Raw genomic sequence first — 25,201 nt, 5'->3', positions numbered from 1 at the left:
CCCCCGGCCTGACGTACGAGCCGAAGTGGGACGGCTTCCGCTGCATCATCTTCCGTGACGGCGACGAGGTCGAGCTGGCCAGCCGGGGCGGCAAGACGATGACCCGCTACTTCCCGGAGGTGGTCGAGCAGGCGCGCCGCCAGCTCCCGCCCCGGTGCGCGGTCGACGGCGAGCTGATCGTGATCCGCCGGGACGGCCCTGACGGCCAGCCCCGGCTCGACTTCGAGCTGCTCGCCCAGCGGATCCATCCGGCGGCCTCCCGGGTGAAGCTGCTCGCCGAGACCACCCCGGCCGACTTCGTCGCCTTCGACCTGCTCGCCCTCGACGACGAGCTGCTCACCGACCAGCCCTATCCGCAGCGGCGGGCCCGGTTGGAACGGGCGCTGGCCAAGGTCCGGCCGCCGCTGCACGTCACCCAGGTGACCACCGACCCGGAAACCGCCCGGCGCTGGTTCGACGTGTTCGAGGGGGCCGGGCTGGACGGCCTCATCGTCAAGCCGGCCGACCTGCCGTACGAGCCGGGCAAGCGGCTGATGTTCAAGGTCAAGCACGCCCGCACCGCCGACGTGGTGGTGGCCGGTTTCCGCTGGCACAAGTCCGGCCCGGTGGTCGGGTCGCTGTTGCTGGGCCTCTACGACGACGCCGGCGTGCTGCACCACATCGGGGTCAGCTCGTCGTTCACCGCAGCCCGCCGCAAGGAGCTGCTGGCCGAGCTGGAGCCCTACCGCGACGTGGGCGGCGACCACCCGTGGGCACACGGCGACCACGAGCGCGGCCAGCGCCTCCCCGGCGGGGTCAGCCGGTGGACCGGCACCAAGAACCTGGAGTGGGAGCCGCTGCGCCCCGAGCTGGTGGCCGAGGTCGGCTACGACGCGATGGAGGGCGACCGGCTGCGGCACACCGCCCAGTTCGTCCGCTGGCGCCCCGACCGCGATCCCCGCTCCTGCGCCTACGACCAGTTGGAGCGACCGATCCGCTACGACGTCGACCAGGTGCTGCGCGGGGATCCGGCAGCGATCGTCGGCGGCGGCCGGGCGTAGCCTGGCCGCCGGACATGATCACGGAGGGCTGCCACGTGACCCGCTTCTTCCGCCGGATCCGCCGGCCTCGGCCCGGCCTGGCCGGGTTCGTCGCCGCGGCGCTGCTCACCGCCGGCTGTACGCTGCCGGCGTTCGCGCCGCGGGCCGAGAGCCGGGGTGCGGCGACTCCTCCGGGCACCGCCGCGAGCTGGCGCGCCTGCCCGGAGGTGCCCAACCAGCTGGTAGGCCGGGGCGCGGCGGGCATGCGCTACGAGTGCGCCCGGATCCTCGTGCCCCGCAACTGGGGCAACGGCGCGGCCACCGGCGCGACCGCCGGGCCCGGCACCGGGCAGACCTTCGAGATCGCGCTGATCCGGATCCGTTCCAACCGGCAGCACGATCGGATCGGGTCGCTGGTGGTCAACCCGGGCGGCCCGGGCGCCTCCGGCGTGGACACCGCCGTCTACCTGTCGTTCGGCTCGGCGTTCGGCGGGCTGCCGATCACGGTGACCGACCGCTTCGACATCGTCGGATTCGATCCCCGCGGGGTCGAGCGGTCCAGCCCGGTCAAGTGCATCTCCGACGCCAACCTGGACGCCAGCTTCGGCTACGACCCCGACCCGCAGAGCCCGGCGTCCTTCGACGGGTTCATCGCGCTGAACCGCCGGATCGGCACGGCTTGCGGCGAGAAATACGGTGACCAACTCCCGCTCTACGGCACCGCGCAGGCCGCCCGGGACATGGACGCGGTGCGTGCGGCGGTCGGCGACGACAAGCTCACCTACCTCGGCTACTCCTACGGCACGCTGCTCGGCGCCGTGTACGCCCAGCTCTACCCGCAGCGGGTGCGCGCGCTGGTGCTCGACGGCGCGGTCGACCCGCAGCAGAAGCTGATCGCCGGCTCGGAGAGCCAGGCGAAGGGCTTCGAGCGGGCCTTCGACAACTTCGCCCAATGGTGCGCGGCCAACGCCGGCCGCTGCCCGATCGCCCCGGACGCCCGGGCCGCGGTCACCGCCGCCATCGACAAGGCCAGGGTCTCCCCGGTACGCGGTCACAACGGCCGGGAGGCCACCGCAGGCTGGGTGTTCTACGCGGTCATCTCCTCTCTCTACACCGAGTCGGGCTGGCAGGAACTAGCTCGGGCGATCGACTCGTTGCAGGGCGGCGACCCGACCGGTGTGTTCACGCTCGCCGACGCGTACGCGGGCCGCGAAGACGACGGGCACTACTCGAACCTGTTCGACGCCAACCTGGCGGTGAACTGCGCGGACGAGACCGAGAAGCCGAGCGTGGAGCAGATCCGGCAGCTCCAGTCGCAGTGGCGGCAGAAATATCCGCTCTTCGGCCCGGCCCTGGCCGTGGGCATGCTCGGCTGTGTGGAGTGGCCCGGCGCGCGCGACCCGTACCCGACCGGGAAGGCGGTCGGCGCGCCGCCGATCGTGGTGGTCGGCACCACCGGCGACCCGGCCACACCTTACGAGCAGACCGCCGCGCTCGCTTCGATGCTGGGCGTCGGGCGGGTGCTCACCTGGGAGGGCGAGGGGCACACCGCCTATCCGCAGACCGTGTGCATCACCAACGCCGTCGACGCGTACCTGATCGATCTGACCGTGCCCCGGGCGGGGCTGCGCTGCCCGGCCCGGTGACCGGGCGACCGCCGGTGCGAGATCGAGACGGCTGACTTACCGCTGCCGCGCATCGGTAAGGTACGTCGCCATGACGACCGTGCTCGGCCAACGCGAACCCGACTCGCCCCCCGCTACACCCGTCCGCGAGGGCCGTTCGCGCGCCGGCGGACGGCTCACGATCATCGACGGCCTGCGCCTGGTCGCGGCGCTCATGGTCGCCATGTATCACTACACCGGGTACGCCCCCGGGGTGAGGGACGCCTGGGGTGCGGGGCCCGAGGTCGCGTTTCCGTGGCTGCGGGGGGCGAGCGCATACGCTTTCCTCGGCGTCGAGTTGTTCTTCATCATCAGCGGCTTCGTCATCTGCATGAGTTGTTGGGGCCGCACGCCCGGGGCATTCTTTCGCTCCCGGGTGACCCGGCTCTACCCGGCGTACTGGGCGGCCGTGCTCATCACCACGGCCGTGGTGACGGTGTGGCCCACCGTGCGCGCGAGGCGGAGTTGGAGCGATGTCCTGCTCAACCTCACGATGCTGCAGAACCCGCTCGACCGCCCCCCGGTCGATGCCGTGTACTGGACGCTCTGGAACGAGGCCCTGTTCTATCTGCTCTTCTCCGTGGTGGTCTGGCGGGGCCTGACGCTGAGCCGGACCATCGAGTTCTGCTACGGCTGGCTCATCGCGTCCGTCCTCTCGGTCAACTCCGACCTGCCACTGCTGCGGAGGCTCCTGCAACCGGAGTACGCGCCGTTCTTCGTGGCCGGCATCGCCCTCTACCTCATCTACCGGTTCGGGCCCGACCTCATGCTCTGGGGACTGGTCGGCGCGTCGTACCTGCTCGCCCAGTTCTGGACCGCGCGGCGCGTGGCCCACGTCGGCGCAGACATTCTGGACAGGCAGCTGTCACCGGCGGTGGGCGTCCTGCTGATCACGGCGTTCTTCCTGGTGATGACCGTGGTCGCACTCGGCTGGACGGCGCGGATCCAGTGGCGCTGGCTGACCACGGCCGGCCTGCTCACGTACCCCTTCTACCTGCTGCACGAGTACATCGGCTGGGCGATCATCCACGCGGTGCGCGACGTCGCTCCGCGCCCGGTGGTCCTCGTGGCTGTCGTGCTCCTCATGCTCGGTGCGGCATGGCTGGTGCACCGCCTGATCGAACGGCCGGTCGCCCGGATGCTGCGCGACGGGCTGGCCGCCGCGAGCGCCCGCGCCGGCCGCCGTGGTGAAAGGATGCCGGCGTGACCGATGTGATCTTCCGGGAGGCGGTCCGCGCGGATCTGCCCGCCCTCATCGCCCTGCTCGCCGACGACGTGCTGGGCAAGGCCCGCGACTTCACCGAGGTGGACGACGCGTACGAGAAGGCGTTCGCCGACATCGCGGCCGACCCGCGCAACCACCTGGTCGTCGCCGACCTCGGCGGTGAACTGGTCGGCTGCATGCAGATCACGTACATTCCGGGGCTGGGCCGGCACGGCGCCGAGCGGTCACTGATCGAGGCGGTCCGGGTCCGCTCCGACCTGCGCGGCCGGGGGCTGGGCCGGGAGATGATGACCTGGGCAGTCGACCGAGCCCGGGAACGGGGCTGCGCGCTGGTGCAGCTCACCACCGACAAGACCCGCGCCGACGCGCACCGCTTCTATCGCAACCTCGGCTTCGTGGCCAGCCACGAGGGCATGAAGCTGGCGCTCTGACGCCGATCTCCCCCGCACTGGGGAGGCGGTTCCCCGCCAGGTGGGACGGCCTGGGCCGGGGCCAGGGGCAGGCTGGACGGCACAGCCGAGGAGGAGATCATGTCCGCAGCCGTGCAGCCGACTGCCCCCGTCGTCCATCCGCGCGACGGCCGACCCGCACCCGTCTGGGCGGTCCGCGTCGCCCATCTGATCCCGCTGGCCGTCCTGCCCTCCGGGCTGTGGCGCATCGCCCTGGTCGCCGGGGTGCCGCTCGGCGCCTACGAACATGGGGCGCCGGCCCGCACCCATGGCTGGGAGAGCGTCTACGTCCTCTCGCTGAGTCTGGTCTCGGAGGCGCTGGCGCTGCTCTCGCTCGGCCTGGTCCGCCCGTGGGGTGAGGTGTTCCCACGCTGGCTGCCGCTGCTGGGTGGGCGCCGGGTGCCGCCGTCGTTCGCGGTCACCGTCGCCACCGCCGGCGCCGTCGGCGCCACCCTCGTCTGGGGGTACGCCACCTGGGGCGTGCTATCCCGAAACCTCACCGTCGAGAGCGACGGTCTGGGCTTCTCGCCGGCCGGCTTCGCCCTGCTGGTGGCCGCCTACATTCCGCTGCTCCTCTGGGGCCCCCTTCTGCTCGCCATCACCGTCGCCTACCACCGCCGCCGCTGCCGCGACTGACCGCCTCCGGTCAGTCGTCCACCAGGCGGCCGTCGCGGAGGACGAGCGTGCGGTCGGCGAGCTCGATCAGGGCCGGGTCGTGGGTGGCGACCAGTGCGGTCATGCCCCGGGCGTGCACCACGGCCCGCAGCAGATCCATGATGGACCGGCCGGTCTCCGAGTCGAGCTGCCCGGTCGGCTCATCGGCGATCAGCAGGTCCGGCTCGTTCGCCAGAGCCCGGGCCACCGCGACCCGCTGCTGCTGCCCGCCGGACAGCTCGTACGGGCGCTGCGCGGCGTGCCCGCCCAGCCCGACGAGTTCCAGCAGCACGGTCACCCGCTGCTCCCGCTCCGCCGCCGGCACCTTGGCCAGCCGCAGCGGCACCCCGACGTTCTCGGCCGCGGAGAGGATCGGCACCAGCCCGAAGGTCTGGAAGACGAAGCCGATGGTGCCCCGGCGCAGCGCGAGCAGTTCCCGCTCGTTCGCTCCGGTCACGTCGTGCCCGGCGACCCGGACCTGGCCGGCGTCCGGCCGGTCCAGGCCGCCGACGAGGTTGAGCAGGGTGGTCTTGCCCGCGCCGGACCGGCCTCGGACCGCCACCAGCTCGCCGCGTCCGGCCGAGAACGAGACGTCCCGTACGGCGTGCACGGCGTGCTCACCCCTGCCGAAGGTCCGGCTCACCCCCTCCACCCGGACCACCTCTTCCGTGGTGGCGATGCGCGCCGGTGCCAGGGACATTTCGCTCATGACTCGCTCCGTTCGGCGTGCGCCCGGTCGCCGGGCCGCACCTCGACGTGGTCTGGTTCCAGGTTGAGCCGGACCCGGTCACGCAGGGACAGGGCGTCCACGAAGGCCGACGGCAACTGCATCCGGCCGGTCCGGTCGAGCACCGCGTACTCCTCGCTCACCAGCTCGGTGCTGCCGTCGGCGCCGACCCGCGCGGTACGGCGTACCTCGGAGGAGGTCCGGCCGTCGCGGATGGCGACGGTCCGCCGGACCTGGCCGGCCACCGCGGGGTCGTGGGTGACCACCACGATGGTGACGCCGAGCTCGGCGTTGATGGTGCGGAGCGCGGTGAACACCTCGGCGCCGGTCGCCTCGTCCAGCTCGCCGGTCGGTTCGTCGGCGAAGAGCACCTCCGGGTCGTTGGCCACCGCCACGGCGACCGCACAACGCTGCTGCTCGCCACCGCTCATCTGGCCGGGCTTCCGATCCGCGCAGTAGCCGACGCCGACCAGGTTGAGCAGCTCACGGGCCCGTTCCCGGCGCTCCCGCCGGCCCCGCCCGCCGGCCAGCCGCATCGGCAGCTCCACGTTCTCCAGCGCGGTCAGGTACGGCAGCAGGTTCCGGCCGGTCTGCTGCCAGACGAAGCCGACGACCTGGCGGCGGTAGCTGAGCCGGCGCCGGTTCGACAGGGCGAGCAGGTCGTACTCGGCGACCCGGGCGATGCCGGCGGTGGGCGTGTCCAGCCCGGAGAGGATGTTCAGCAGAGTCGACTTGCCGGAGCCGGAGGCGCCGACGATCGCCACCAGCTCGCCCCGGTCGATGACCAGGTCGAGGCCCTGCAGGGCGACCACCTCCACCCCCTCGGTCTTGAAGATGCGGACCAGGCCGTCGCAGACGATGTGCCCGCGCAGCCGGTCCCGCCCGCCGGCCCGTTCGGCAGCGCGCTGGGCGGCGCGCTGCTGAAGGGCGGCCAGGTCCGGTACTGCGGAAACGGTCGCGGTCAACTCAGCTCTCCTCTCCGAGCCGGAGCACCTCGCCGAGGCGCATCCGGCGGTTGTTCAGGGCCTCGACGGTGACCGCGAAGCCGAGGGCCAGCACGGCGAGGCCCAGCACGCCGGACACCAGGCCCGGTTCGAACCCGGCCCGCACCGCCACCCCACCGGTGAACGCGGGCAGGCCGAGCACCGGGGTGAGCAGCACCGGCAGCAGCGCGCCGACCACCGCGCCGGTGAGCACCGACACCAGCACCAGCGGGGTCAGCTCCACCAGCAGTAGCCCCCGCCACTGGCGGCGGGACAGCCCCATGGTGCGCAGCCGGGACAGCACCTGCCCCCGGCTGCGCGCCTCGGCGAGCACCGCGAACGCGAGCGCGAGCAGGCCGAGCACACCGCCACCGACCGCGCCGATGACAAACCCGAAGACCAGCAGGCCGTTCACCCCGCTGCCGCCCAACTCGGCGCGGACCGCCGACCGGGTCAGCACCTCCGGCGCGCGGGACCGGTCACCGGCGACGACGGTGCCGGACCGCTGGTAACGCCGCTGCCCCTCGTCGAGAACCTGGGTGATCGCGACCGGCTCGACGCCGGTGCCGGCGAGGACGAAGCCGGTGGGGGCAAGCGGATGCAGGGCGTTCGCCGGCAGCGCCGGCCAGGGCAGGACCAGGAACCGCTCCACGCCCCGGTCGATCAGCGGGAATTCCTCGACGGTCCCGGCGATCCGCACCGGCAGCCGGTTGCCCTGCACGTCCAGCCAGGCGGGCCGGCGCCCCTCCCGGTCGGCGAGCCCGGCGGCGGCGAACTCCTCGGCGAGGGCCGGGGAGACCAGCGCCGGCAGCGGCGCCGCCGGGTCGCCGGTGGCCTGCAGCGGGTCGGGCACGGTCACCGGTACGCCCGCGCGACGGGCCACCTCGGCGAGGCGTTCACCGCCGATCAGCAGGGCCCGAATCTCCCGTACGTTGCCGGGCCGGCCGGCCTCGTCCGCGTACGGGCGTTGCCCCGGCTCGACTATCAGCGGGGCGACCGCGCCCACCCCGGGCAGCGCGGCCAACGCCTCGGTGGTGTCCGGGGCGAACCGCTCCCCCTTGATCAGGACGTCCCCGGGGACGGTCTGCGCGGCAACCTGGTCCCGGCCGTGCTCGATGCCGGTCGCCACCACGGCGCAGAAGGCGGCGGTGGCGACGGCCAACACCACCACGACGAGCGGCCCGGTGGTGGCGGCCCGCCCGGCGCGGGCGGTGCCGAGGAAGGCGACGCTGCCCCGAGCCCGGGCGGCGGCCCGGCTGAACAGCCGCAGCGGCCACGGGTACACGCGCAGCGCGACCAACGCCGCGGCGATCGCCAACAGCACCGGCACGGACACCAGCAGCGGGTCCACCGTCCCGTCGAGGGTGAGCCCGCGCCGGCGCAGCAGCAATGCCCCGAGGGCGGCAACGGCGAGCACGGTCACCTCGATGGTGAGCCGCACGGTGCTGGAACGGGCACCGATCAGGTCGGCCCGTCCGCCGTCGCCGCGAGTGACGGTGAGCGCGGTGACCGGCGGGAGCAGCGTGGCGGCCACCGCGGCGAGCAGCACCCAGCGCAGGTCGGCGCCGTCGCCGGGAAGGAGTCCGCCGAGCAGCCAGCCGACGCCGGCCGCGAGCGGCAGCACCAGCGCCGACTCGGCCAGCCCCCGGCCCAGCAGCCCCCCGGTTGAGCCGCCCCGGGCCCGCAGCAACGCGTATTCGGCGCGGCGTCGGCGTGCCGCCAGCCGGGCGGCGAGCAGGGCCAGGCCGACCAGGGTGGCGAGCAGCCCGGCGGCGATGACGGCGAGCAGCGTATGGGCGGCGGCGAGCGACTCGGCGAAGCGTCGCAGCGGGATGTCGACGCCCTGGGTGAAGGTGAGCCCGGTCGGGCGGGTCCGCTCCAGCGCGGCCAGCCCGTCGATCATCGGGGTGAGCTGGCCGGGGGTGACCCGGTCCGGCGAGACGCGGTAGCGCCAGCCGAAGCTGACCATCCAGCCGGCGGTCGCCGCGATGTCGAAGCCGCGCTCGCTGGTCACCCCGACGATCAGGTAGGGCATGCCGTCTTGCTGAGGTTCGGTGACCCGCAGCACCGACGGCGGGTCGTCCCAGATCCCGTCGGTCGGGTCGGTCGGCCGGAACACACCCACCAGGACGATCGTCCTGCTGTTCAGCACCGTGCCGTCCCGGCCGCGCAGCAGATAACTGAACCGGTCGCCGACACGCAGCCCGAGCCGGCCGACCACCGGGTCGGCCAGCGCCACCTCGATCGCGCCTTCCGGGTCCCCGTCGGGCCAGCGCCCCTCGACCAGGGTGGCCGCGTCCTGGACACCGGGCAGCACGCGCATGCTGAAGTGGAACAGCCCCATCTCGGGGGCCAGCCGGGGGCCGCGCAACACATCGAACAAGGTCTGCGCCACGTACCACCGCTCCCCGATCGCCGTGCTGATCGCGGGGGGCATCCGATCCTGAATGGCCTCCAGGTCACCGGCCCGGGTGGCGGCGACCCGGGTGGTCTCCGCCACCACTTCCGGTTGTGAGGTGTAGGTCAGGTCGCGGTAGGCCACCGGCTGGCCCGCGACGTACGCCCGCAACCCCTGCCCGGTCAGCCGGTCAGCGACCCGGGGCACCGCCGTGATCAGCAGCGCGGTGACCAGGGTCAGCACGGCGAGCAGCAGGAAGTGCCCCCCGTACGCCCGCACCCGCCGGGTGACCGCCAGCAGACTCATCGTTCTCCCCCGATCCGGAGCTGGGCCGCGGCCACCCGCTGGCGGATGCCGGCGGTGATGACGGCGCTGAACGTCAGGGCGACCGCCAACAGCCCGAGCGCGGTCGCCCCGACCGGCGCCCAGGGCAGGATGAAGGCCGCGTCGGGCACCGGCCGGCCGGCGGCCGGGGTGAGAATCACCAGCGGCACCATGGTGGCCGCGACCCCCGCCCCGACCAGCAGGCCCACCCCGACCCCGATGCCGGCGAGGAAGGCCTGCTCGGCCAGGAGCGCCCGGGCCAGCAGACGTGGCGCCGCGCCGAGCGTGTGCAGCACGGCGAACTCCGCCATCCGACGCCGGGCCGTCGCCCAGACGTCGACCGCGAGGCCGACCAGGGCGAGCAGCACCGCGCCCAGAGCGGCGGCGAGCAGGCCGGTGCGGGCCCCCAACCAGTACGGGTCCCGAGCCGCCTCCGCCGCCACCTGGCGCCGGTCGAGCAGGGTGGTCCCGGGCAGGTCGGCGAGGGCCGCCGCCGCTTCGGCGTGGTCGCCGTCGGTGCCCAGCCACCACTCGGACAACGGCCGGATCGTGCCCTGCTGCCGCAGCAGCCAGTCGGCGGTCGCGGGCAGGTCCAGCAGGATCCCGTCGCGCTCGGTGGCGGGCACGGCCGCGACCTGCCCGACCAGCCGGACCGGCAGGGACACCCCGGCGAGCGAGAGGGTGACCGTCTCCCCGTCGTGGAGGTGCAACGCCGCCACGGCGCCGGGCGTCATGAGCGCGGGCACCGACAGGTCGTCCCCGGTCGGCACCACGGCGAACCGGGACGACGGCACGTTCGCGAACTGCAGGAGCCCTTCCGGCAGGTTCACCTCGTGCCTGGCGTCCAGCGTCTTGTCGTCGACCTGTACCGGCGCGCCCGGGCCCTGCAGGGAGTCGGTGATCCGCCAGCCGGTGCCGAGGGAGAGCGGCAGCACGCCCCCGCCCGCGTCGGTGAGCCGGAGCTCGTCGAGGCGCAGTCGGTAGCTGGTCCCGGTCGCCGCGCCCGCGTCGGCCTCGAAGCCGGCCAACCGCAGCGGCGTACCGCCGGTTTCCGGCAGCTGGACGGAGAACGGCACCGGCCCGTCGCCCTGCCCCACCGCCAGCGGCAGCCGCCAGGTCGTACCGTCGTCGGCGGCGAGCAGCGCCGCGACGGCGACCCGCGGCTGCCCGAACGGCGTGACGACCGGGGTACGGACGGCGCCGGAGAGCTGCCGGGCACCGGCCGGGAGGGCGACCCCGGGAGGGGTGAGGCGGTGCGCCAGCCGGTCGAGCAGTTCCGGCGTGGACGCGCTGCCGGTCGCGTCGTCGAGCCGGATCAGCCCTTTCGCGCTGGTCGCGTCCAGGCCGACCACGGTTACCGGTAGGTCTTTGCGGCCCAGCCGGATGTCGTCCCGCCAGGCGGGCAGTATCCGGTCCAGGCCGGGCACCGTGGCCAGCGCGGCGGCCCGGCCGGCCGGCGCGACGCCGTTACGCTCGGTCAGCCGCAGGTCGGCGCCGACGGTGTGCCGGGCCTGGTCCTCCTGCGACCGTTCCCAGGATGCCAGCATCGACCAGGCCAGGGTGCTGCTGCCGACCGCGAGGGCGAGCAGCAGCACCGGTCCGGCGTGCGGCCGGCGGCCCGCCTGCCACATGCCGAGAATGGTGGCGGTCCACGGCCGCCGGTCGACGAACCGCTCGGCGAACCGGGTCGCCGGCGGCAGCAGTCGCAGCGCCACCACCGCCCCGGCCAGCACGCCGATGGTGGGCGCGGCGGCGAGCAGCGGGTCGATGCCGAGCTGCCCGCCGGCCCCCGCGAGGGGCGAGGAGTACTGCCGCAGCTGGGTCCAGGCGAGCACGGCGAGCGCGACGAGCGCCAGGTCGACGCTGGCCCGTTGCACGGCCGCGCCCCGGCTCGGGCGGGACCGGGCCGCCATGTCGGCGACGTAGGTGCCGGCCCGCCGCAGCGCGGGCAGCACCATGGCGAGCAGGCACCCGATCGCGGCGGCGACCGCGACCGCCCAGACCCGACCGAGGGCCCCGTCGGCCAGCCGCAGGTCGGCGCCGAGCCACCGCACCGCCGCCCCGGTCAGCGGCGGGGCGAGCAGCGCGGCCGGGGCCACCACCAGGGCCGCCTCCCGTACGGCAAGGCCGGCGAGCTGGCCCCGGGCGGCACCCCGGGCGCGCAGCAGTGCGGTCTGCGCCCGCCGGTCCTCGGTGAGCAGGGCGGCGACGAGCACCAGCGCGTACCCGCCGAGGACCACGATCAGCAGCAGCGGGGTGAGCAGCGCGGACCGGCCGACCAGGTCGGCTCGGCCGAGCCGGTCGGCGAGCCGGTCCAGGTTGCTGACGGTCTGGGCGGAGGAGCCGAGGCCGGTGGCGTCGGGGAGCTTCTCGGCGAGGTCGGCAACGGCGGCCTTGACCCCGGCCAGCCGGCTCGGTTCGACGCTGGCGAGGTCGGGCGTGACCAGCCAGGCGGCGGACGTGGAGCCGGGGAAGGTGCGGACGAAGTCGGCCGGGTCCAGCGCGAACGGCCCGTACGAGGTGACCGCGCCCGGGTCACTCTCGCCCACCCCAGGGGCCAGCCGCCAGTACGGCTCGCCCGGGTCGCGGGGTCGCCAGGTGCCGGCGACCACCACCGCGCCGGCCTGCTCGGCGCGGCGGTCGTAGAGCGGCACCCGGTCCCCGATCCGCAGCCTGAGCTGGCCGGCGACCCGCTCGGGCAACGTCACCTGCAGCGGCGTCGCCCCGGGCAGCGACCACGAGCCACTGGTCAGCTCGGCGTGCGCGGGCAGGTCGGCCAGCATCGCGAGGTTGGCGAACATCGGGTCGGTGCCGACCCGCGCGGCGCCCAGGTCCCCGGTCAGCTCGCGTCCGGTGCCGTAGCGGGCCCCCACGACGGTCACCGGCGCGCCGCCGAGCCCGCCGGTGAACTGGGCGCGGACCGCCCGGTCCCGCTCCGCGTACGCCGCGGCGTCCCGGCCGCCGGAACCGCTGACCAGCAGGCTGCGCTCCTCGGCCGGGGCGGCGGCGAGCACCGCACGCTGGCCGGCGTCGACGGCTCGACGGCTGTAGTCGGAGAGCCCGGTGACCAGCGCGACCGCGACCAGGGCCGCGACGGCGGCGGCGAGCAGCAGCCCGCGCGCCTCGACGGCCCGCCTCCACACCAGCTTCATCCGACGCCCTCCCCTGGCCCCGGTCGGGCCGACGACCAGGAAGACCCGCCAGGGGCCGGAAAAGGTTCGCGCCCGTTACATGATCGTTACCGAAGCCGGCGCCGTCAGCGGTCAGGCGCGGGGCCGGTCGCGGTCCTTGGAGGGCTGCACCCGCTTCGGCTCGCCCGGCATTTTCGGATATTCCGGCGGGTACGGCAGGTCGCCCTGGCTGGCGGTGGCGTCCCGCTCGGCCCACTCCAGCAGCGGCGTGATGTCCCACGGGGCGTCGTCGATGCCGGCGTGCGGGTCGCCCCGCTCGGCGAGCCGGGCCGGCACGCTGCCCAGGTGAAAGTCGTCCGGGTCGACGTCGGTCAGCTCGTCCCAGTCGACGGGCGTGGAGACGGTGGCCCGGGCGTTGGCCCGGAGCGAGTACGCGCAGGCGATGGTCCGGTCCCGCGCCATCTGGTTGTAGTCGACGAATACTTTTCGGCCCCGCTCCTCCTTCCACCAGGCGGTGGTGATCAGGTCGGGCCGACGCCGCTCCAGCTCGCGGGCGAGCGCGATGGTGGCCCGGCGCACCTCGACGAACGTCCAGCGCGGCTGGATGCGCAGATAGATGTGCACGCCCCGGCCGCCGGACGTCTTCGGCCAACCGGTGGCGCCCAACTCGCCCAGCAGCGCCCGCAGCTCGCCGGCGGCGGTGACCGCGTCGCTGAAGTCGGTGCCGGGCTGCGGGTCCAGGTCGATCCGCAGCTCGTCGGGGCGGTCGACGTCGACGCCACGGACCGGCCACGGGTGGAAGACCACCGTGCCCATCTGCGCGGCCCAGGCCACGTGCGCCAGGTCGGCCGGGCAGAGCTCCGCGGCGGTCCGGCCACTGGGGAAGCTGATCTCCGCGGTCCGGATCCATGGGGGTACGCCCCGCGCCGGCACCCGCTTCTGGAAGAACATCTCCCCCTCGATGCCCTCGGGAAAGCGCTGCAATGTGGTGGGCCGGTCGCGCAGGGCGCGCATGATCCCGTCGCCCACGGACAGGTAGTAGTGGAAGACGTCCGCCTTGGTGAAGCCGCGCTGCGGGAAGATCACCCGGTCCGGGCTGCTGAGCCGTACGGTGTGCCCGGCGACCTCGATCTCCTCGACTGCTGCCTTCGTCGCACCCATTGCGCGACCATATGCGATACCACCGACGCCCGGCGTACCGTTGACCGGTGAGTCTTTCCGAGAGCGAACTGCCCACCACCGAGGAAGAGTGGCGGGTCCGGCTGAGCCCCGAGGAGTTCCGGGTGCTCCGCGAGGCCGGCACCGAGCGGCCGTGGACCGGCGAGTACGTCGACACCAAGACCCCCGGCGTCTACCACTGCCGGGCCTGCGGGGCGGAGCTGTTCCGCAGCGAGGACAAGTTCGACTCGCACTGCGGCTGGCCGAGCTTCGACGACGCCATCCCGGGGGCGGTGCGGGAGATCCCCGACAACACCCTCGGCATGCGCCGCACGGAGATTCGCTGCGCCCGGTGCGACAGCCACCTGGGGCACGTCTTCGAGGGTGAGGCCTTCACCCCGAAGGACACCCGGCACTGCGTGAACTCGGTCTCGATCCGCCTGGAACCCCGCTAACCTTGGGCCATACATCCGTTTTCGGGGGGTTTGTATGGCTACCTGCGAGGTCTGCGGCAACGACTACTGGATGGCGTTCGAGGTGCGCACGGCCAGCGGGGCCACGCACACCTTCGACTGCTTCGAGTGCGCGATCCACAAGATGGCGCCGATCTGCGAGCACTGCCAGACCAAGATCGTCGGCCACGGCGTGGAGGTCTCCGGGCGCTTCTTCTGCTGCGCCCACTGCGCCCGAGCAGTGGAGGGCGTGCAGGGCGCCGAGATCCGCGACGCGGTCGGCGCCCGCCCCGCCTGAGCCCGGGCCTGGCCGGGGCACGGGACCGCCACCGCCCGGGCCAGCCCCGAGCCGCACGGTGGCCGCGACCTACGATCGCGGGATGCCCATCGAGTCGCACCTCGCGAGCTTCGCCGAGCTGGACGCCCGTACCTTCCACGACCTGCTCCGGCTGCGCATCAACGTGTTCGTGGTGGAGCAGACCTGCCCGTACCCGGAGCTGGACGGCCGGGACGTCGAGCCCGGCACCCGGCACCTCTGGCTGACCCGCGACGGTGCGGTGGTGGCGTACCTGCGGATTTTGGCCGACCCGGGCGGCGTGGCCCGGATCGGCCGGGTGGTGGTGGCCCCGGCGGCCCGCGGCGCGGGCCTGGCCGGCCGGCTGATGACCGAGGCGCTGGCGCTGGTCGGGGCGGGCCCGTGCGTGCTGGAGGCGCAGAGCCACCTGGTCGACTTCTACGCCGGCCACGGCTTCGCGGTCAGCGGGCCCGGCTACCTCGACGACGGCATCCCGCACACCCCCATGAGAAGAGATTGACGTTCACCACTTTCTTGTGAAAGCGTGCCAAACAGAGCCGTCGCGGGAGCAACCCGACGGGGCGCAGGAGGGGCAACTCCGCGCCGTCCGGGCGTCGTTCGACCGACCCCACCCCGGAGGCTGACATGTCCACTCCGCACCGCCGCCGCACCCCGGTCGCGGCGGCGCTCCTCGCCGTCGGCGCGCTCGTCGCCGCGCTACTCACCACCGTCCTGGCCAATCCGGCTTCCGCGCACGGGTCGGTGGTGGACCCGGCGTCCCGCAACTACGGCTGCTGGCAACGCTGGGGCGGCGACTTCCAGAACCCGGCGATGGCCACCCAGGACCCGATGTGCTGGCAGGCCTGGCAGGCCGACCCGCAGGCCATGTGGAACTGGAACGGCCTGTTCCGCGAGGGCGTCGCCGGCAACCACCAGGCGGCCATCCCGGACGGCCAGCTGTGCAGCGGCGGCCGCACCCAGTCCGGCCGGTACAACGCCATGGACGCCATCGGCGCCTGGAAGACCACGCCAATCACCAACAACTTCCGGATCAAGTTCTTCGATCAGGCCAGCCACGGCGCCGACTACATCCGGGTGTACGTGACGAAACAGGGCTTCAACGCGTTGACCAAACCGCTGGCCTGGAGTGACCTGGAGTTGGTCGGCCAGATCGGCAACACCCCGGCGAGCAAGTGGACCCCGGAGACGGGCGGCGTCTCGATCCAGGTGCCGGGCAACGCGCCCGGTCGCACCGGCCGGCACATCGTCTACACCATCTGGCAGGCCAGCCACATGGACCAGTCCTACTACATCTGCAGTGACGTCGACTTCGGTGGCGGCGGCCCGACCACGCCCCCGACGACCGCCCCGCCGACCACCGCCCCGCCGACGACCGCCCCGCCGACCACCGCTCCCCCGACCACGCGACCGCCGACCACCGCGCCCCCGACCACTCGACCGCCGGCCGGGAGCTGCACCGCCGTCTACCGGGTCACCTCCTCGTGGACCGACGGCTTCCAGGGTGAGGTGACGGTGACCGCCGGCGCCTCGGCGATCAAGAGTTGGACCGTCACCTGGACGTACAGCGGCAGCCAGCGGGTCACCCAGGCGTGGAACGCCACGGTGACCGGCAGCGGTGCCGCAGTGACCGCCAAGAACGTCGACTACAACGGGTCACTGGCCGCCGGACAGTCGACCACCTTCGGCTTCCTCGCCTCCGGCACCGGGCCCGCCCCGACCCCCACCTGCACCGCGACCACCTGACGATGGCGTTAGTAGGGGCCCCCTGTACAACGCCAGGCGTTAACAGGGGGCCCCTCCTTTCACAGCAGGCAGGTGACGATGTCGGCGATCGAGCGGCGGCGGCCGGTGTAGAAGGGGACCTCCTCGCGGACGTGCCGGCGGGCCCCGGAGGCCCGCAGGTCGCGCATCAGGTCGACGATCCGGTGCAGTTCGTCCGCCTCGAAGGCGAGCATCCACTCATAGTCGCCGAGCGCGAACGAGGCCACCGTGTTGGCCCGTACGTCCGGGTAGCCACGGGCCATCTTGCCGTGCTCGGCCAGCATCTCGCGCCGCTCCGCGTCCGGCAGCAGGTACCACTCGTACGAGCGGACGAACGGGTAGACGCAGACGTACGCGCGCGCCTCCTCGTCGGCCAGGAACGCCGGGATGTGGCTCTTGTTGAACTCGGCCGGCCGGTGCAGCGCCAGCTGGGACCAGACCGGGGTGAGCGCCCGGCCCAGCGTGGTGCGGCGGAACCGCAGGTACGCGTCCTGCAGGGCGTCGCTGGAGGAGGAGTGCCACCAGATCATCAGGTCCGCGTCGGCGCGCAGGCCAGCCACGTCGTAGGTGCCCCGGATGGTCACGTCCTTGCCGGCCAGCTCGGCGAAGAGGGACTCCACCTCGTCGATGACGTTCTCGCGCAGCGACGGGAGAGGGCTGGTGGCCCGGTACACCGACCACATGGTGTAGCGGATGGTCTCGTTGAGCTCTCGCAGCCGGGCCGCGTTGGTCTGCTCGGTCATGAGGATCCTCCCAGTGCTGTGATGATCTCTTCGGCCGCCGTCTCGCCGGAGCGGACGCAGACCGGGATGCCGACGCCGTCGTAGCCGGCCCCGGCCAGGGCCAGCCTCGGGTGGGCGGCACGCAGCACCGCCCGGGCCGCCGCGATCCGACCGAGGTGGCCGGGGGCGTACTGCGGCAGGGCCCCGCCCCACCGCTGCACGTGCCGGGCGACCGGCGCCGGCAGCGGGGCGCCGAGCACCTTCGACAGCTCCCGGTGCACGGTGGCGACCAGGTCGTCGTCGGTGAGCTGCAGCGACGTCTCGTCGCCGTACCTGCCGACGGAGGCGCGGACCAGGGCGAGCCCGTCCGCCCGGCGCAGGTGCCCCCACTTGGTGGTGAAGAACGTGGCCGCCTTGATCAGCAGCCCCTCGGTGGCCGGCACCAGAAACCCGGACAGCTCCGGCAGCTCCGGCTCCGGCAGAGCCATGGTGACCAGGGCGACGCTGGCGTAGTCCAGCCCGCCGACAGCGGCGGCCACCTCGGACGCCGGACCGGCGAGCAGCCGGGCGGCCGGACGAGCCGGCACGGCCAGCACCACCGCGTCGACGTCGACGTACTCCGGCTCACGGGTGGGGCCGACGGTCAGCCGCCAGCCGGTGGCGGTGCGGTGCACCTCACGAACTGCCGCGTCCTGGCGGATCGTCGCGCCGCTGGCGGTCGCCGCCGCCTCGACCAGGGTGCTCAGCCCACCGGCCAGGGTGCCGAAGACCGGCGCGCCGGGGGTGCGGGGCGCGGCGGCCTGCGCGGCCCGGACCGCCCCGACCAGGGTGTGCTCGACCCGGGCCGCCCGGGCCAGGGCCGGCATGGTGGTGACCAGGGAGAGGTCGTCGGCACGGCCCGCGTAGACGCCACCGAGCATCGGGTCGACCAACCGATCGACCACCTCGTCGCCGAAGCGCTCGCGGACCAGCGCGCCGACCGGCACGTCGGCGTCCGGGGCGAGCAGCGGACGGCCGTCGTCGGTGTCGGCGTCCGCGGCTGGCCGGGCCACCGTCGCCACCTTCGCCAGGTCTCCCGGTACGCCCACCAGCGTGCCGCCCGGGATCGGGCGCAGCCCCCCGTCCACGACGAGCGCGGCCTGCCCGACGCTCGGGTGCACGATCCGGTCGGCCAGGCCCAGCCGGCGGACCAGGGCCACGGCACGTGACTCCCCGCCGGCCGGGTCGCGCATCAGGAACGACTCGGCGCCGAACTCGACCGGCCCGCCGGCCAGCTCACCGGTGCGCAGTTTGCCGCCGAGGCGGCCGGACTGCTCGTAGACGGTGACCTCGGTGCCGGCGGGAGCGCGGTCGCGCAACCGGACGGCGGCGGCCAGCCCGGCGATCCCACCGCCGACGATCGCCACCCGGCACGGTCGCGCCACGGCCCCTCCCCTACTCGACGGGCCGCGCGGACAGCTCGTGCACCAGCGCGACCACCCGGGTCAGCACGTCGGGATCGGTCTCCGGCAGGACACCGTGACCGAGGTTGAACACGTGACCGGGGGCGGTGCGGCCCTGCTCGAGGATCCGGCGCACCTCGGCCTCCACCACCGGCCACGGGGCGAACAGCACGCACGGGTCGAGGTTGCCCTGCACGGCCTTGTCCGGACCGATCCGGCGGGTCGCGGTGTCCAGCGGCGTACGCCAGTCCACGCCGACGACGTCGGCGCCGGCCTCGCCCATCGCGCCGAGCAGCTCGGCGGTGCCCACCCCGAAGTGAATCCGGGGCACCCCGGTGTCAGCCAGACCGCCGAGCACGCGGGTCGAGTGCGGCAGCACGTAGCGTCGGTAGTCGGCCTCGGAGAGCGCGCCGGCCCAGGAGTCGAAGAGCTGCACGGCGGAGACCCCGGCGTCGATCTGCACCCGCAGGAAGGAGAGCGCCACGTCGGCCAGCCGGTCGCAGAGCGCGTGCCACAGGTCCGGGTCGCCGTACATCAGCGCCTTGGTCTTCACGTGGTTACGCGACGGCCCGCCCTCGACCAGGTAGCTGGCCAGGGTGAACGGGGCACCGGCGAAGCCGATCAGCGGGGTGTCGCCCAGCTCGGCGACGAGCAGGCGGACCGCCTCGTCCACGTAGGACACATCGTCGCGGCTGATCGGACGGATCCGGTCGACGTCGGCGGCGGTGCGGACCGGCTCGGCCACCACCGGCCCGGTGCCGGGCACGATGTCCAGGTCGACGCCGGCGGCGGCCACCGGTACCACGATGTCGCTGAACAGGATCGCCGCGTCGACCCCGTGCCGGCGGACCGGCTGGAGGGTGATCTCGGTGACCAGCTCGGGGCGGCGGCAGGACTCCAGCATCGGCACGTTGGCCCGGATCTCCCGGTATTCCGGCAGCGAGCGGCCGGCCTGGCGCATGAACCAGACCGGGGTGTGCGGCCCCGGCTCGCGGCGGCAGGCGCGGACGAAGGCCGAGTGGGCCAGCCCGCCGTGGCGGGATTCTCCGTCTCGGGCGCTGGCGCCCGTGGTTTCGGTGGTCATCGCGGCAATCGTGCCACGCCGCTCCGCCCGCCCCGCCGCCACCGTCACCTTTTGTGACGTGAAAGGAGGGGCCCTTGTAACGCCTCCGGTAGAACAGGGGCCCCTTCTTAACACGCACGCTCAACACGCACGCCCGCCCGGCGCGCCATGGCGGCGTGCGGGACGACGGCGGCATAGGCTGCCGGCATGGTCCCCCCGATCGTGCTTCCGGAAACGTTCGCCCGCGCGGTCGCGAGGCTACGATCGGTGACGCCCCGCGCCGAGATCGTGCTGGAAGAGGTCGGCGCTCCCCAGCGTCTGGCCCCGTACGCGTTCGCGCTCTCCGCGGCGGTGCTGCGCAGCGGCGACGAGGTGGCCACCGGGCGGCTGATCCTGCTCCATGACCCGGCCGGCCACGAGGCCTGGCAGGGCACCCTGCGGCTGGTCACCTACGTGACCGCCGAGCTGGAGGTGGACCTGGCCAGCGACCCGCTGCTGCCCACGGTGGGCTGGGCGTGGCTGATCGACGCGCTGGACGCGCAGGAGGCCCGACATCGGGCGATCGGCGGCACGGTCACCCAGACGCTTTCCACCCGCTTCGGCGAGTTGGCCGGCCCGCCCGCCGCCGGGGACATCGAGATCCGCGCCTCGTGGACACCGCTCGGGGTCGACCTCGCCCCGCATCTGCTCGGCTGGTGCGCCCTGCTCGCCTCGACGGCCGGGCTGCCGCCGCCCGGCGTGACGGCCCTGCCCTGCCGTCGTGCGGCCGGTGCCGCCTGAGCGGGTGCCCGGCCACGATGACGCCATCCGGCCCGGTCAGGACACCCGCCGGCCACCCCGCCACCATACGGCGGACCGGCTGCGCACACCGGTTCCCCCGGCGAACTAGGGTTGTCAGGTGACCGACGAACCACCCCTGCGCCGTCGGGCCGCCGAAAGCCGTACGGGAGAGGCAGCGCCGCCTCCGTCGCCGACCGCGCCGCCGCCGGCGGACGCGGGGACCGAACCCGACGACGGCGGGCCCGTGCCGCTGACCGCGCCCCGCGAGGGCACCCCCGCGCCGGTGGCCACGCCGAGCGAGCTCGACGAGATCGTGGCGCGTTTTGCCGCGGGCACCGGCCCGGTGGCCCTGGACGCCGAACGTGCCTCCGGATACCGCTACAGCCAGCGGGCCTACCTGGTGCAGCTGCGACGGGCCGGCTCCGGCACCGCGCTGATCGATCCGCTGCCGCTGCCCGACCTCTCCGCCCTGGACGCGGTGATCGCCGAGACCGAGTGGGTGCTGCACGCGGCCAGCCAGGATCTCGCCTGCCTCGCCGAGGTGGGGCTGCGCCCGCGCCGGCTCTTCGACACCGAACTGGCCGCCCGGCTGGCCGGGTTCGAGCGGGTCGGCCTCGCCGCGCTCACCGAACAGCTACTCGGCTACACCCTCGAAAAGCACCACTCGGCGGCGGACTGGTCCAGCCGGCCGCTGCCGGAGTCCTGGCTGACGTACGCGGCGCTGGACGTGGAGATGCTGGTCGACCTGCGCGACGCCCTCGACGAGGAGCTGCGCCGGCAGGGCAAGGCGGAGTGGGCGGCGGAGGAGTTCGCCGCACTGGTCCGCAACGGCGCCCGTCCGCCCCGGGTGCGGGCCGAGCCGTGGCGGCGTACCTCCGGCATCCACCGGGTGCGCGGAGCCCGGGCGCAGGCCCGGGTGCGTTCCCTCTGGTACGCCCGCGACCAGATCGCCGCCCGACGGGACGCGGCCCCGGGGCGGGTGCTGCCGGACTCGGCGATCGTGGCCGCCGCCGAGCTGGACCCGAAGGACGAGAAGACCCTGCTCACCCTTCCCGGCTTCGGTGGTCGCTCGGTGCGCCGGCTGGCCCGTACCTGGCTGGCGGCCCTGGACGACGCGCGCCAACTGCCCGACGACGCGCTGCCGGTGACCCCGGTCGTGGAGGGTCCACCCCCGCCGCACCGGTGGGCGGAGCGTGACCCGGTGGCGGCTGGCCGGCTGGCCCGCTGCCGGGAGGTGGTGGTCGGCACGGCCGGCGCGCACAACCTGCCGGCGGAGAATCTGATCGCGCCGGACTACGTCCGCCGGCTGGCCTGGCAACCCCCCGAGGAGCCCACCGAAGCGACCGTCGCGGAAACCCTCCGCGGCTTCGGCGCCCGAGAATGGCAGATCACCCTCCTCCTCCCCGCCCTCACCCAGGCCCTCACCACCCCCTGACCCCTGTGTCGATCATGAGGTGGGCGGCGATTTCGTAGCTCCACATCGCCGCCAACCTCATGATCGACGAGCCACGACGCCGGCAAGGCGGGTGTGGGGTGGGTCACAGGAGGGGTGGGGGCGGGGGCGGTTACTGGCGAGTAGCATCCGGGGGGATGCCAGTGCCGGCTGCGCGCTTGGCCGAATTGTGGCCGATAAGGAGGCTCCACGTGCCCCGTGAAGTTCGGGATGTCGTCTTCGTCGACGGCGTCCGCACCCCGTTCGGCAAGGCGGGCGGCATGTACGCCAACACCCGCGCCGACGACCTGGTGATCCGCTGCATCCGCGAGCTGATGCGGCGCAACCCGCAGCTGCCGCCGGAGCGGGTCGAAGAGGTCGCCATCGCGGCCACCACCCAGATCGGCGACCAGGGCCTGACCATCGGCCGCACCGCCGCCCTGCTGGCCGGCCTGCCCAAGACGGTGCCGGGCTTCGCCATCGACCGAATGTGCGCCGGGGCGATGACCGCCGTCACCACGGTCGCCGGCGGCATCGCCATGGGCGCGTACGACGTGGCCATCGCCGGCGGCGTCGAGCACATGGGCCGCCACCCGATGGGCGAGGGCGTCGACCCGAATCCGCGGATCATCGCGGAGAAGCTGGTCGACCCGTCCGCCCTCGTCATGGGCGCCACCGCGGAAAACCTGCACGACCGGGTCCCGCACATCACCAAGGAGCGCACCGACGCGTTCGCGCTCGCCTCCCAGCAGCGGACCGCCAAGGCGTACGCCAACGGCAAGCTCCAGGACGACCTGGTGCCGGTCGCGGTGCGCGACCCCGAGACCGGCTGGGGCCTGGCCACGGTCGACGAGGCGCCCCGGGACACCTCGCTGGAGAAGCTCGCCGGCCTGAAGACGCCGTTCCGCCCGCACGGAAAGGTCACCGCGGGCAACGCGGCCGGCCTGAACGACGGCGCCACGGCCGCGCTGATCGTCGCCGAGGAGACCGCCCGCGAGCTGGGCCTGCCCGTCGCCATGCGGCTGGTGTCGTACGGCTTCGTCGGCGTCGAGCCCGAGGTGATGGGCGTCGGCCCGATCCCGTCGACCGAGAAGGCGCTGCGCATCGCCGGCCTGAGCATCGACGACATCGGCCTGTTCGAGCTAAACGAGGCGTTCGCCGTGCAGGTGCTCGCCTTCCTCGACCACTTCGGCATCGCCGACGACGACCCGCGGGTCAACCCGTGGGGCGGCGCGATCGCCATCGGTCACCCGCTCGCCTCCTCCGGCGTACGGCTGATGACCCAGCTCGCCCGGCAGTTCGCCGAGCACCCCGAGGTCCGCTACGGCATCACCGCCATGTGCATCGGCATCGGCATGGGCGGCACGGTCATCTGGGAGAACCCCAACTGGGAGGGTGGAGACAAGTGAGCGCGCTCGCCGCACCGAACGAGGTCGTCACCAGGGCGCTGCTGCGCCAGGTGGACGTGCCGGGGCTGGACCGCCCCGCCGCCCTGATCACCCTGGACAACGGCTTCGACCACACCAGGCCGAACACCTTCGGCCCGGCGGGCCTGACCAGCCTGGACGAGGCGATCACCGCGGCCCTGGCCGCCGACCCGGCGTTCATCGCGGTCACCGGCAAGCCGTACGTCTTCTGCGTGGGCGCGGACATCACCGCCTTGCCGCTGCTGGCAGACCGCGAGCAGGCGCTGGAGATCGGCCGGCTCGGCCACCGGGTGTTCGCCCGGCTCAAGGACAGCGCGATCCCGACCTTCGCCTTCGTCAACGGCGCGGCGATGGGCGGCGGCCTGGAGCTGGCCCTGCACTGCCACTACCGGACGCTTTCCGGCGGGGCCACCGCCCTCGCGCTGCCCGAGGTCTCCCTCGGCCTGGTGCCCGGCTGGGGCGGCACCCAGCTGCTGCCGAACCTGATCGGCATCCCGGCCGCCACCCAGGTGATCCTGCAGAACCCGCTGATGCAGAACCGGATGCTCAAGCCGAAGCAGGCGGCGGAGATGGGCATCGCGGACGTGCTGCTGGAGCCGGCCGACTTCCTGGAGCGGTCCCTGGAGTGGGCCGCCGGTGTGGTCTCCGGCGAGGTCACCGTGACCCGGCCCGAGGTCGACAAGGACATGTGGGCGGGGGTGCTCTACTTCGCCCGGCAGACCCTAGATGCGCGGCTGCACGGCGCGGTCCCGGCCGCGTACCAGGCGCTCGATCTGCTGGAGACGGCGAAGGACGCCGACTTCGCGGCCGGCACCGCCGCCGAGGACGAGGCCCTCGCCGATCTGATCTTCTCCGAGGAGCTGCGCAGCGGCCTCTACGCCTTCGACCTGGTGCAGCGGCGGGCCAAGCGGCCGGCCGGCGCACCGGACAGGGGCCTGGCCCGCCCGGTGAGCAAGGTGGGCATCGTCGGCGCCGGCCTGATGGCCAGCCAGCTCGCCCTGCTGTTCGCCCGCCGCCTCCAGGTGCCGGTCGTCATGACCGACCTGGACCAGGCCCGGGTGGACAAGGGCGTCGGCTACGTACACACCCAGATCGAGAAGGCCGTCAGCAAGGGCCGGATGGACAAGGGCACGGCCGCCAAGCTGTACGGCCTGGTCAGCGGCTCGGTCGACAAGTCCGCTTTTGCCGATGCCGACTTCGTCATCGAGGCGGTCTTCGAGGACCTGACCGTCAAGAAGCAGGTCTGGGCCGAGTTGGAGAAGGTCGTCAAGCCGGAGGCGGTGCTGGCGACGAACACCAGCTCGCTGTCGGTGACCGCGATGGCCGCGGAGCTGGAGCACCCGGAGCGGGTGGTCGGCTTCCACTTCTTCAACCCGGTCGCCGTGCTGCCGCTGCTGGAAATCGTGCGCGGCGAGCGGACCGACGACGCCACCCTGGCCACCGCGTTCGCTGTCGGCAAGCAGTTGAAGAAGTCGAGTGTGCTGGTCAAGGACGCCCCGGCGTTCGTGGTCAACCGGCTGCTGACCCGCTTCCTCGGCACAGTGTTCGCCGCCGTCGACGCCGGCACCCCGCTGGACGTGGCCGACAGCGCGCTGGACCCGCTGGGTCTGCCGATGCGTCCGCTCGCGCTGCTCCAGCTGGTCGGCCCGGCCGTGGCGTACCACGTGGGCGGCACCCTGCACGCGGCCTTCCCGGATCGTTTCGAGGTCAGCGAGAACCTCAAGCGGATCGCCGACTCGGGTCAGCCGATCGTCGTCGACGACCGGATCAACGCAGACGTCGCCAAGCTGCTCGTGGTCGGCGACCAGCCGCTGACCGCCGAGCAGGTCCGGCGGAACGCCCTCGACGCGCTGGCGCAGGAGATCCGGCTGATGCTCGACGAAGGCGTCGTCGCCGAGCCGCAGGACATCGACCTGTGTTTGATACTCGGCGCCGGCTGGCCGTTCCACCTGGGCGGCGTCACGCCATACCTGGATCGGACCGGCACCGCCGAGCGGGTCACCGGCCGGCGGTTTCTGCCGCGCGCGGTGGCCAGCCTGCCGTGACAAATCCAGTCTGATCCACGCACCGCTGT

At 73.6% G+C, this 25,201-nt stretch carries 21 protein-coding genes; 13 read left to right on the top strand and 8 right to left on the bottom strand.

All coding sequences use genetic code 11. The annotated features are described in order from the left end of the window. From ABZ671_RS21000 to ABZ671_RS20980, 5 genes are all read left to right on the top strand, one after another. Positions 1 to 1,040, top strand: a 1,040-nt coding sequence (locus tag ABZ671_RS21000; RefSeq protein WP_357860497.1) for an ATP-dependent DNA ligase, incomplete at its 5' end; no start/stop codon positions are given. A gap of 14 nt (positions 1,041 to 1,054) precedes the next feature. Then, positions 1,055 to 2,665 (top strand): alpha/beta hydrolase, encoded by a 1,611-nt coding sequence (locus ABZ671_RS20995; RefSeq protein ID WP_357860494.1) that lies wholly within the window; start codon positions 1,055 to 1,057, stop codon positions 2,663 to 2,665. Between the two features lie 70 nt (positions 2,666 to 2,735). Then, positions 2,736 to 3,890, top strand: a complete 1,155-nt coding sequence (locus ABZ671_RS20990) for an acyltransferase (RefSeq protein ID WP_357860491.1) — start codon at positions 2,736 to 2,738, stop codon at positions 3,888 to 3,890. Then, complete coding sequence (locus ABZ671_RS20985; RefSeq protein WP_357860488.1) at positions 3,887 to 4,339, top strand: GNAT family N-acetyltransferase; 453 nt, start codon at positions 3,887 to 3,889, stop codon at positions 4,337 to 4,339. Before ABZ671_RS20990 ends, ABZ671_RS20985 begins: the two co-directional genes overlap by 4 nt. 99 nt (positions 4,340 to 4,438) lie before the next feature. Next, positions 4,439 to 4,993 carry a hypothetical protein gene (locus ABZ671_RS20980; protein WP_357860485.1) on the top strand — a complete coding sequence of 185 codons (555 nt, stop codon included), beginning with the start codon at positions 4,439 to 4,441 and terminating at the stop codon, positions 4,991 to 4,993. Between the two features lie 10 nt (positions 4,994 to 5,003). Here the strand turns inward: ABZ671_RS20980 and ABZ671_RS20975 are convergent, their stop codons facing one another. The 5 genes from ABZ671_RS20975 to ligD form a co-directional block, all read right to left on the bottom strand. Next, entirely contained in the window at positions 5,004 to 5,720 is a 717-nt protein-coding gene (locus ABZ671_RS20975) for an ABC transporter ATP-binding protein (RefSeq protein WP_357860481.1), read from the bottom strand. Next, positions 5,717 to 6,703: an ABC transporter ATP-binding protein gene (locus ABZ671_RS20970; RefSeq protein ID WP_357860477.1), complete on the bottom strand. Its 987-nt coding sequence runs from the start codon at positions 6,701 to 6,703 to the stop codon at positions 5,717 to 5,719. The genes ABZ671_RS20975 and ABZ671_RS20970 overlap by 4 nt, the downstream gene beginning before the upstream one ends. A 1-nt stretch (position 6,704) precedes the next feature. Beyond that, positions 6,705 to 9,425, bottom strand: coding sequence for a hypothetical protein (locus ABZ671_RS20965; protein WP_357860474.1), 2,721 nt, complete (start codon positions 9,423 to 9,425; stop codon positions 6,705 to 6,707). Further along, entirely contained in the window at positions 9,422 to 12,595 is a 3,174-nt protein-coding gene (locus tag ABZ671_RS20960; RefSeq protein WP_357860471.1) for an ABC transporter permease, read from the bottom strand. Before ABZ671_RS20960 ends, ABZ671_RS20965 begins: the two co-directional genes overlap by 4 nt. 111 nt (positions 12,596 to 12,706) lie before the next feature. Beyond that, positions 12,707 to 13,735 (bottom strand): non-homologous end-joining DNA ligase, encoded by a 1,029-nt coding sequence (gene ligD, locus ABZ671_RS20955; RefSeq protein WP_357860469.1) that lies wholly within the window; start codon positions 13,733 to 13,735, stop codon positions 12,707 to 12,709. A gap of 47 nt (positions 13,736 to 13,782) precedes the next feature. Between ligD and msrB the strand changes: the two genes are divergently transcribed. The 4 genes from msrB (at position 13,783) to ABZ671_RS20935 (ending at position 16,243) form a co-directional block, all read left to right on the top strand. Continuing rightward, complete coding sequence (msrB, locus tag ABZ671_RS20950; protein WP_357860466.1) at positions 13,783 to 14,187, top strand: peptide-methionine (R)-S-oxide reductase MsrB; 405 nt, start codon at positions 13,783 to 13,785, stop codon at positions 14,185 to 14,187. A gap of 34 nt (positions 14,188 to 14,221) precedes the next feature. Beyond that, entirely contained in the window at positions 14,222 to 14,482 is a 261-nt protein-coding gene (locus ABZ671_RS20945) for a Prokaryotic metallothionein (RefSeq protein WP_357860463.1), read from the top strand. Positions 14,483 to 14,564: 82 nt separating this feature from the next. Continuing rightward, positions 14,565 to 14,999, top strand: coding sequence for a GNAT family N-acetyltransferase (locus tag ABZ671_RS20940; RefSeq protein WP_357860460.1), 435 nt, complete (start codon positions 14,565 to 14,567; stop codon positions 14,997 to 14,999). A 125-nt stretch (positions 15,000 to 15,124) separates the two neighbouring features. Then, positions 15,125 to 16,243, top strand: a complete 1,119-nt coding sequence (locus ABZ671_RS20935) for a lytic polysaccharide monooxygenase (protein ID WP_357860457.1) — start codon at positions 15,125 to 15,127, stop codon at positions 16,241 to 16,243. Between the two features lie 59 nt (positions 16,244 to 16,302). Here the strand turns inward: ABZ671_RS20935 and hemQ are convergent, their stop codons facing one another. From hemQ to hemE, 3 genes are read right to left on the bottom strand one after another with little or no spacing between them, the layout of a single operon-like run. Beyond that, a complete protein-coding gene (gene hemQ / locus ABZ671_RS20930) occupies positions 16,303 to 17,004 on the bottom strand; it encodes a hydrogen peroxide-dependent heme synthase (RefSeq protein ID WP_357860454.1) in 702 nt (233 codons plus the stop codon). Next, the gene (hemG, locus tag ABZ671_RS20925) at positions 17,001 to 18,407 is read right to left on the bottom strand and encodes a protoporphyrinogen oxidase (RefSeq protein ID WP_357860451.1); all 1,407 of its coding nucleotides are present in this window, start codon (positions 18,405 to 18,407) and stop codon (positions 17,001 to 17,003) included. Before hemG ends, hemQ begins: the two co-directional genes overlap by 4 nt. Positions 18,408 to 18,417: 10 nt before the next feature. Then, positions 18,418 to 19,509 carry a uroporphyrinogen decarboxylase gene (gene hemE / locus ABZ671_RS20920; protein ID WP_357860448.1) on the bottom strand — a complete coding sequence of 364 codons (1,092 nt, stop codon included), beginning with the start codon at positions 19,507 to 19,509 and terminating at the stop codon, positions 18,418 to 18,420. 186 nt (positions 19,510 to 19,695) lie between these two features. Here hemE and ABZ671_RS20915 point away from each other — a divergent pair, with 186 nt between their 5' ends. The 4 genes from ABZ671_RS20915 (at position 19,696) to ABZ671_RS20900 (ending at position 25,172) form a co-directional block, all read left to right on the top strand. Next, positions 19,696 to 20,268 carry a DUF3000 domain-containing protein gene (locus tag ABZ671_RS20915; RefSeq protein ID WP_357860445.1) on the top strand — a complete coding sequence of 191 codons (573 nt, stop codon included), beginning with the start codon at positions 19,696 to 19,698 and terminating at the stop codon, positions 20,266 to 20,268. Positions 20,269 to 20,386: 118 nt separating this feature from the next. Further along, positions 20,387 to 21,703: an HRDC domain-containing protein gene (locus ABZ671_RS20910; protein WP_357860442.1), complete on the top strand. Its 1,317-nt coding sequence runs from the start codon at positions 20,387 to 20,389 to the stop codon at positions 21,701 to 21,703. Positions 21,704 to 21,912: 209 nt separating this feature from the next. Further along, positions 21,913 to 23,109, top strand: a complete 1,197-nt coding sequence (locus ABZ671_RS20905) for an acetyl-CoA C-acyltransferase (RefSeq protein WP_357860439.1) — start codon at positions 21,913 to 21,915, stop codon at positions 23,107 to 23,109. Further along, entirely contained in the window at positions 23,106 to 25,172 is a 2,067-nt protein-coding gene (locus ABZ671_RS20900) for a 3-hydroxyacyl-CoA dehydrogenase NAD-binding domain-containing protein (protein ID WP_357860436.1), read from the top strand. The genes ABZ671_RS20905 and ABZ671_RS20900 overlap by 4 nt, the downstream gene beginning before the upstream one ends. Positions 25,173 to 25,201: the final 29 nt, after the last annotated feature.

The sequence above is a fragment of the Micromonospora sp. NPDC006766 genome (genome assembly GCF_040636055.1).
In the GTDB taxonomy this organism is placed as follows: domain Bacteria; phylum Actinomycetota; class Actinomycetes; order Mycobacteriales; family Micromonosporaceae; genus Micromonospora.
This window is presented reverse-complemented; position numbering and strand designations above follow the sequence as displayed.

What these genes read in the sequence shown, in the direction of transcription:
- hemE (WP_357860448.1), bottom strand. Translation starts at nt 19,509, where the DNA reads ATGACCACCGAAACCACGGGCGCCAGCGCCCGAGACGGAGAATCCCGC.
- ABZ671_RS20945 (WP_357860463.1), top strand. Translation starts at nt 14,222, where the DNA reads ATGGCTACCTGCGAGGTCTGCGGCAACGACTACTGGATGGCGTTCGAG.
- ABZ671_RS20965 (WP_357860474.1), bottom strand. Translation starts at nt 9,425, where the DNA reads ATGAGTCTGCTGGCGGTCACCCGGCGGGTGCGGGCGTACGGGGGGCAC.
- ABZ671_RS20935 (WP_357860457.1), top strand. Translation starts at nt 15,125, where the DNA reads ATGTCCACTCCGCACCGCCGCCGCACCCCGGTCGCGGCGGCGCTCCTC.
- ABZ671_RS20980 (WP_357860485.1), top strand. Translation starts at nt 4,439, where the DNA reads ATGTCCGCAGCCGTGCAGCCGACTGCCCCCGTCGTCCATCCGCGCGAC.
- ABZ671_RS20915 (WP_357860445.1), top strand. Translation starts at nt 19,696, where the DNA reads ATGGTCCCCCCGATCGTGCTTCCGGAAACGTTCGCCCGCGCGGTCGCG.
- hemQ (WP_357860454.1), bottom strand. Translation starts at nt 17,004, where the DNA reads ATGACCGAGCAGACCAACGCGGCCCGGCTGCGAGAGCTCAACGAGACC.
- ABZ671_RS20960 (WP_357860471.1), bottom strand. Translation starts at nt 12,595, where the DNA reads ATGAAGCTGGTGTGGAGGCGGGCCGTCGAGGCGCGCGGGCTGCTGCTC.
- ABZ671_RS20940 (WP_357860460.1), top strand. Translation starts at nt 14,565, where the DNA reads ATGCCCATCGAGTCGCACCTCGCGAGCTTCGCCGAGCTGGACGCCCGT.
- ABZ671_RS20995 (WP_357860494.1), top strand. Translation starts at nt 1,055, where the DNA reads ATGATCACGGAGGGCTGCCACGTGACCCGCTTCTTCCGCCGGATCCGC.
- ABZ671_RS20975 (WP_357860481.1), bottom strand. Translation starts at nt 5,720, where the DNA reads ATGAGCGAAATGTCCCTGGCACCGGCGCGCATCGCCACCACGGAAGAG.
- ligD (WP_357860469.1), bottom strand. Translation starts at nt 13,735, where the DNA reads ATGGGTGCGACGAAGGCAGCAGTCGAGGAGATCGAGGTCGCCGGGCAC.
- ABZ671_RS20990 (WP_357860491.1), top strand. Translation starts at nt 2,736, where the DNA reads ATGACGACCGTGCTCGGCCAACGCGAACCCGACTCGCCCCCCGCTACA.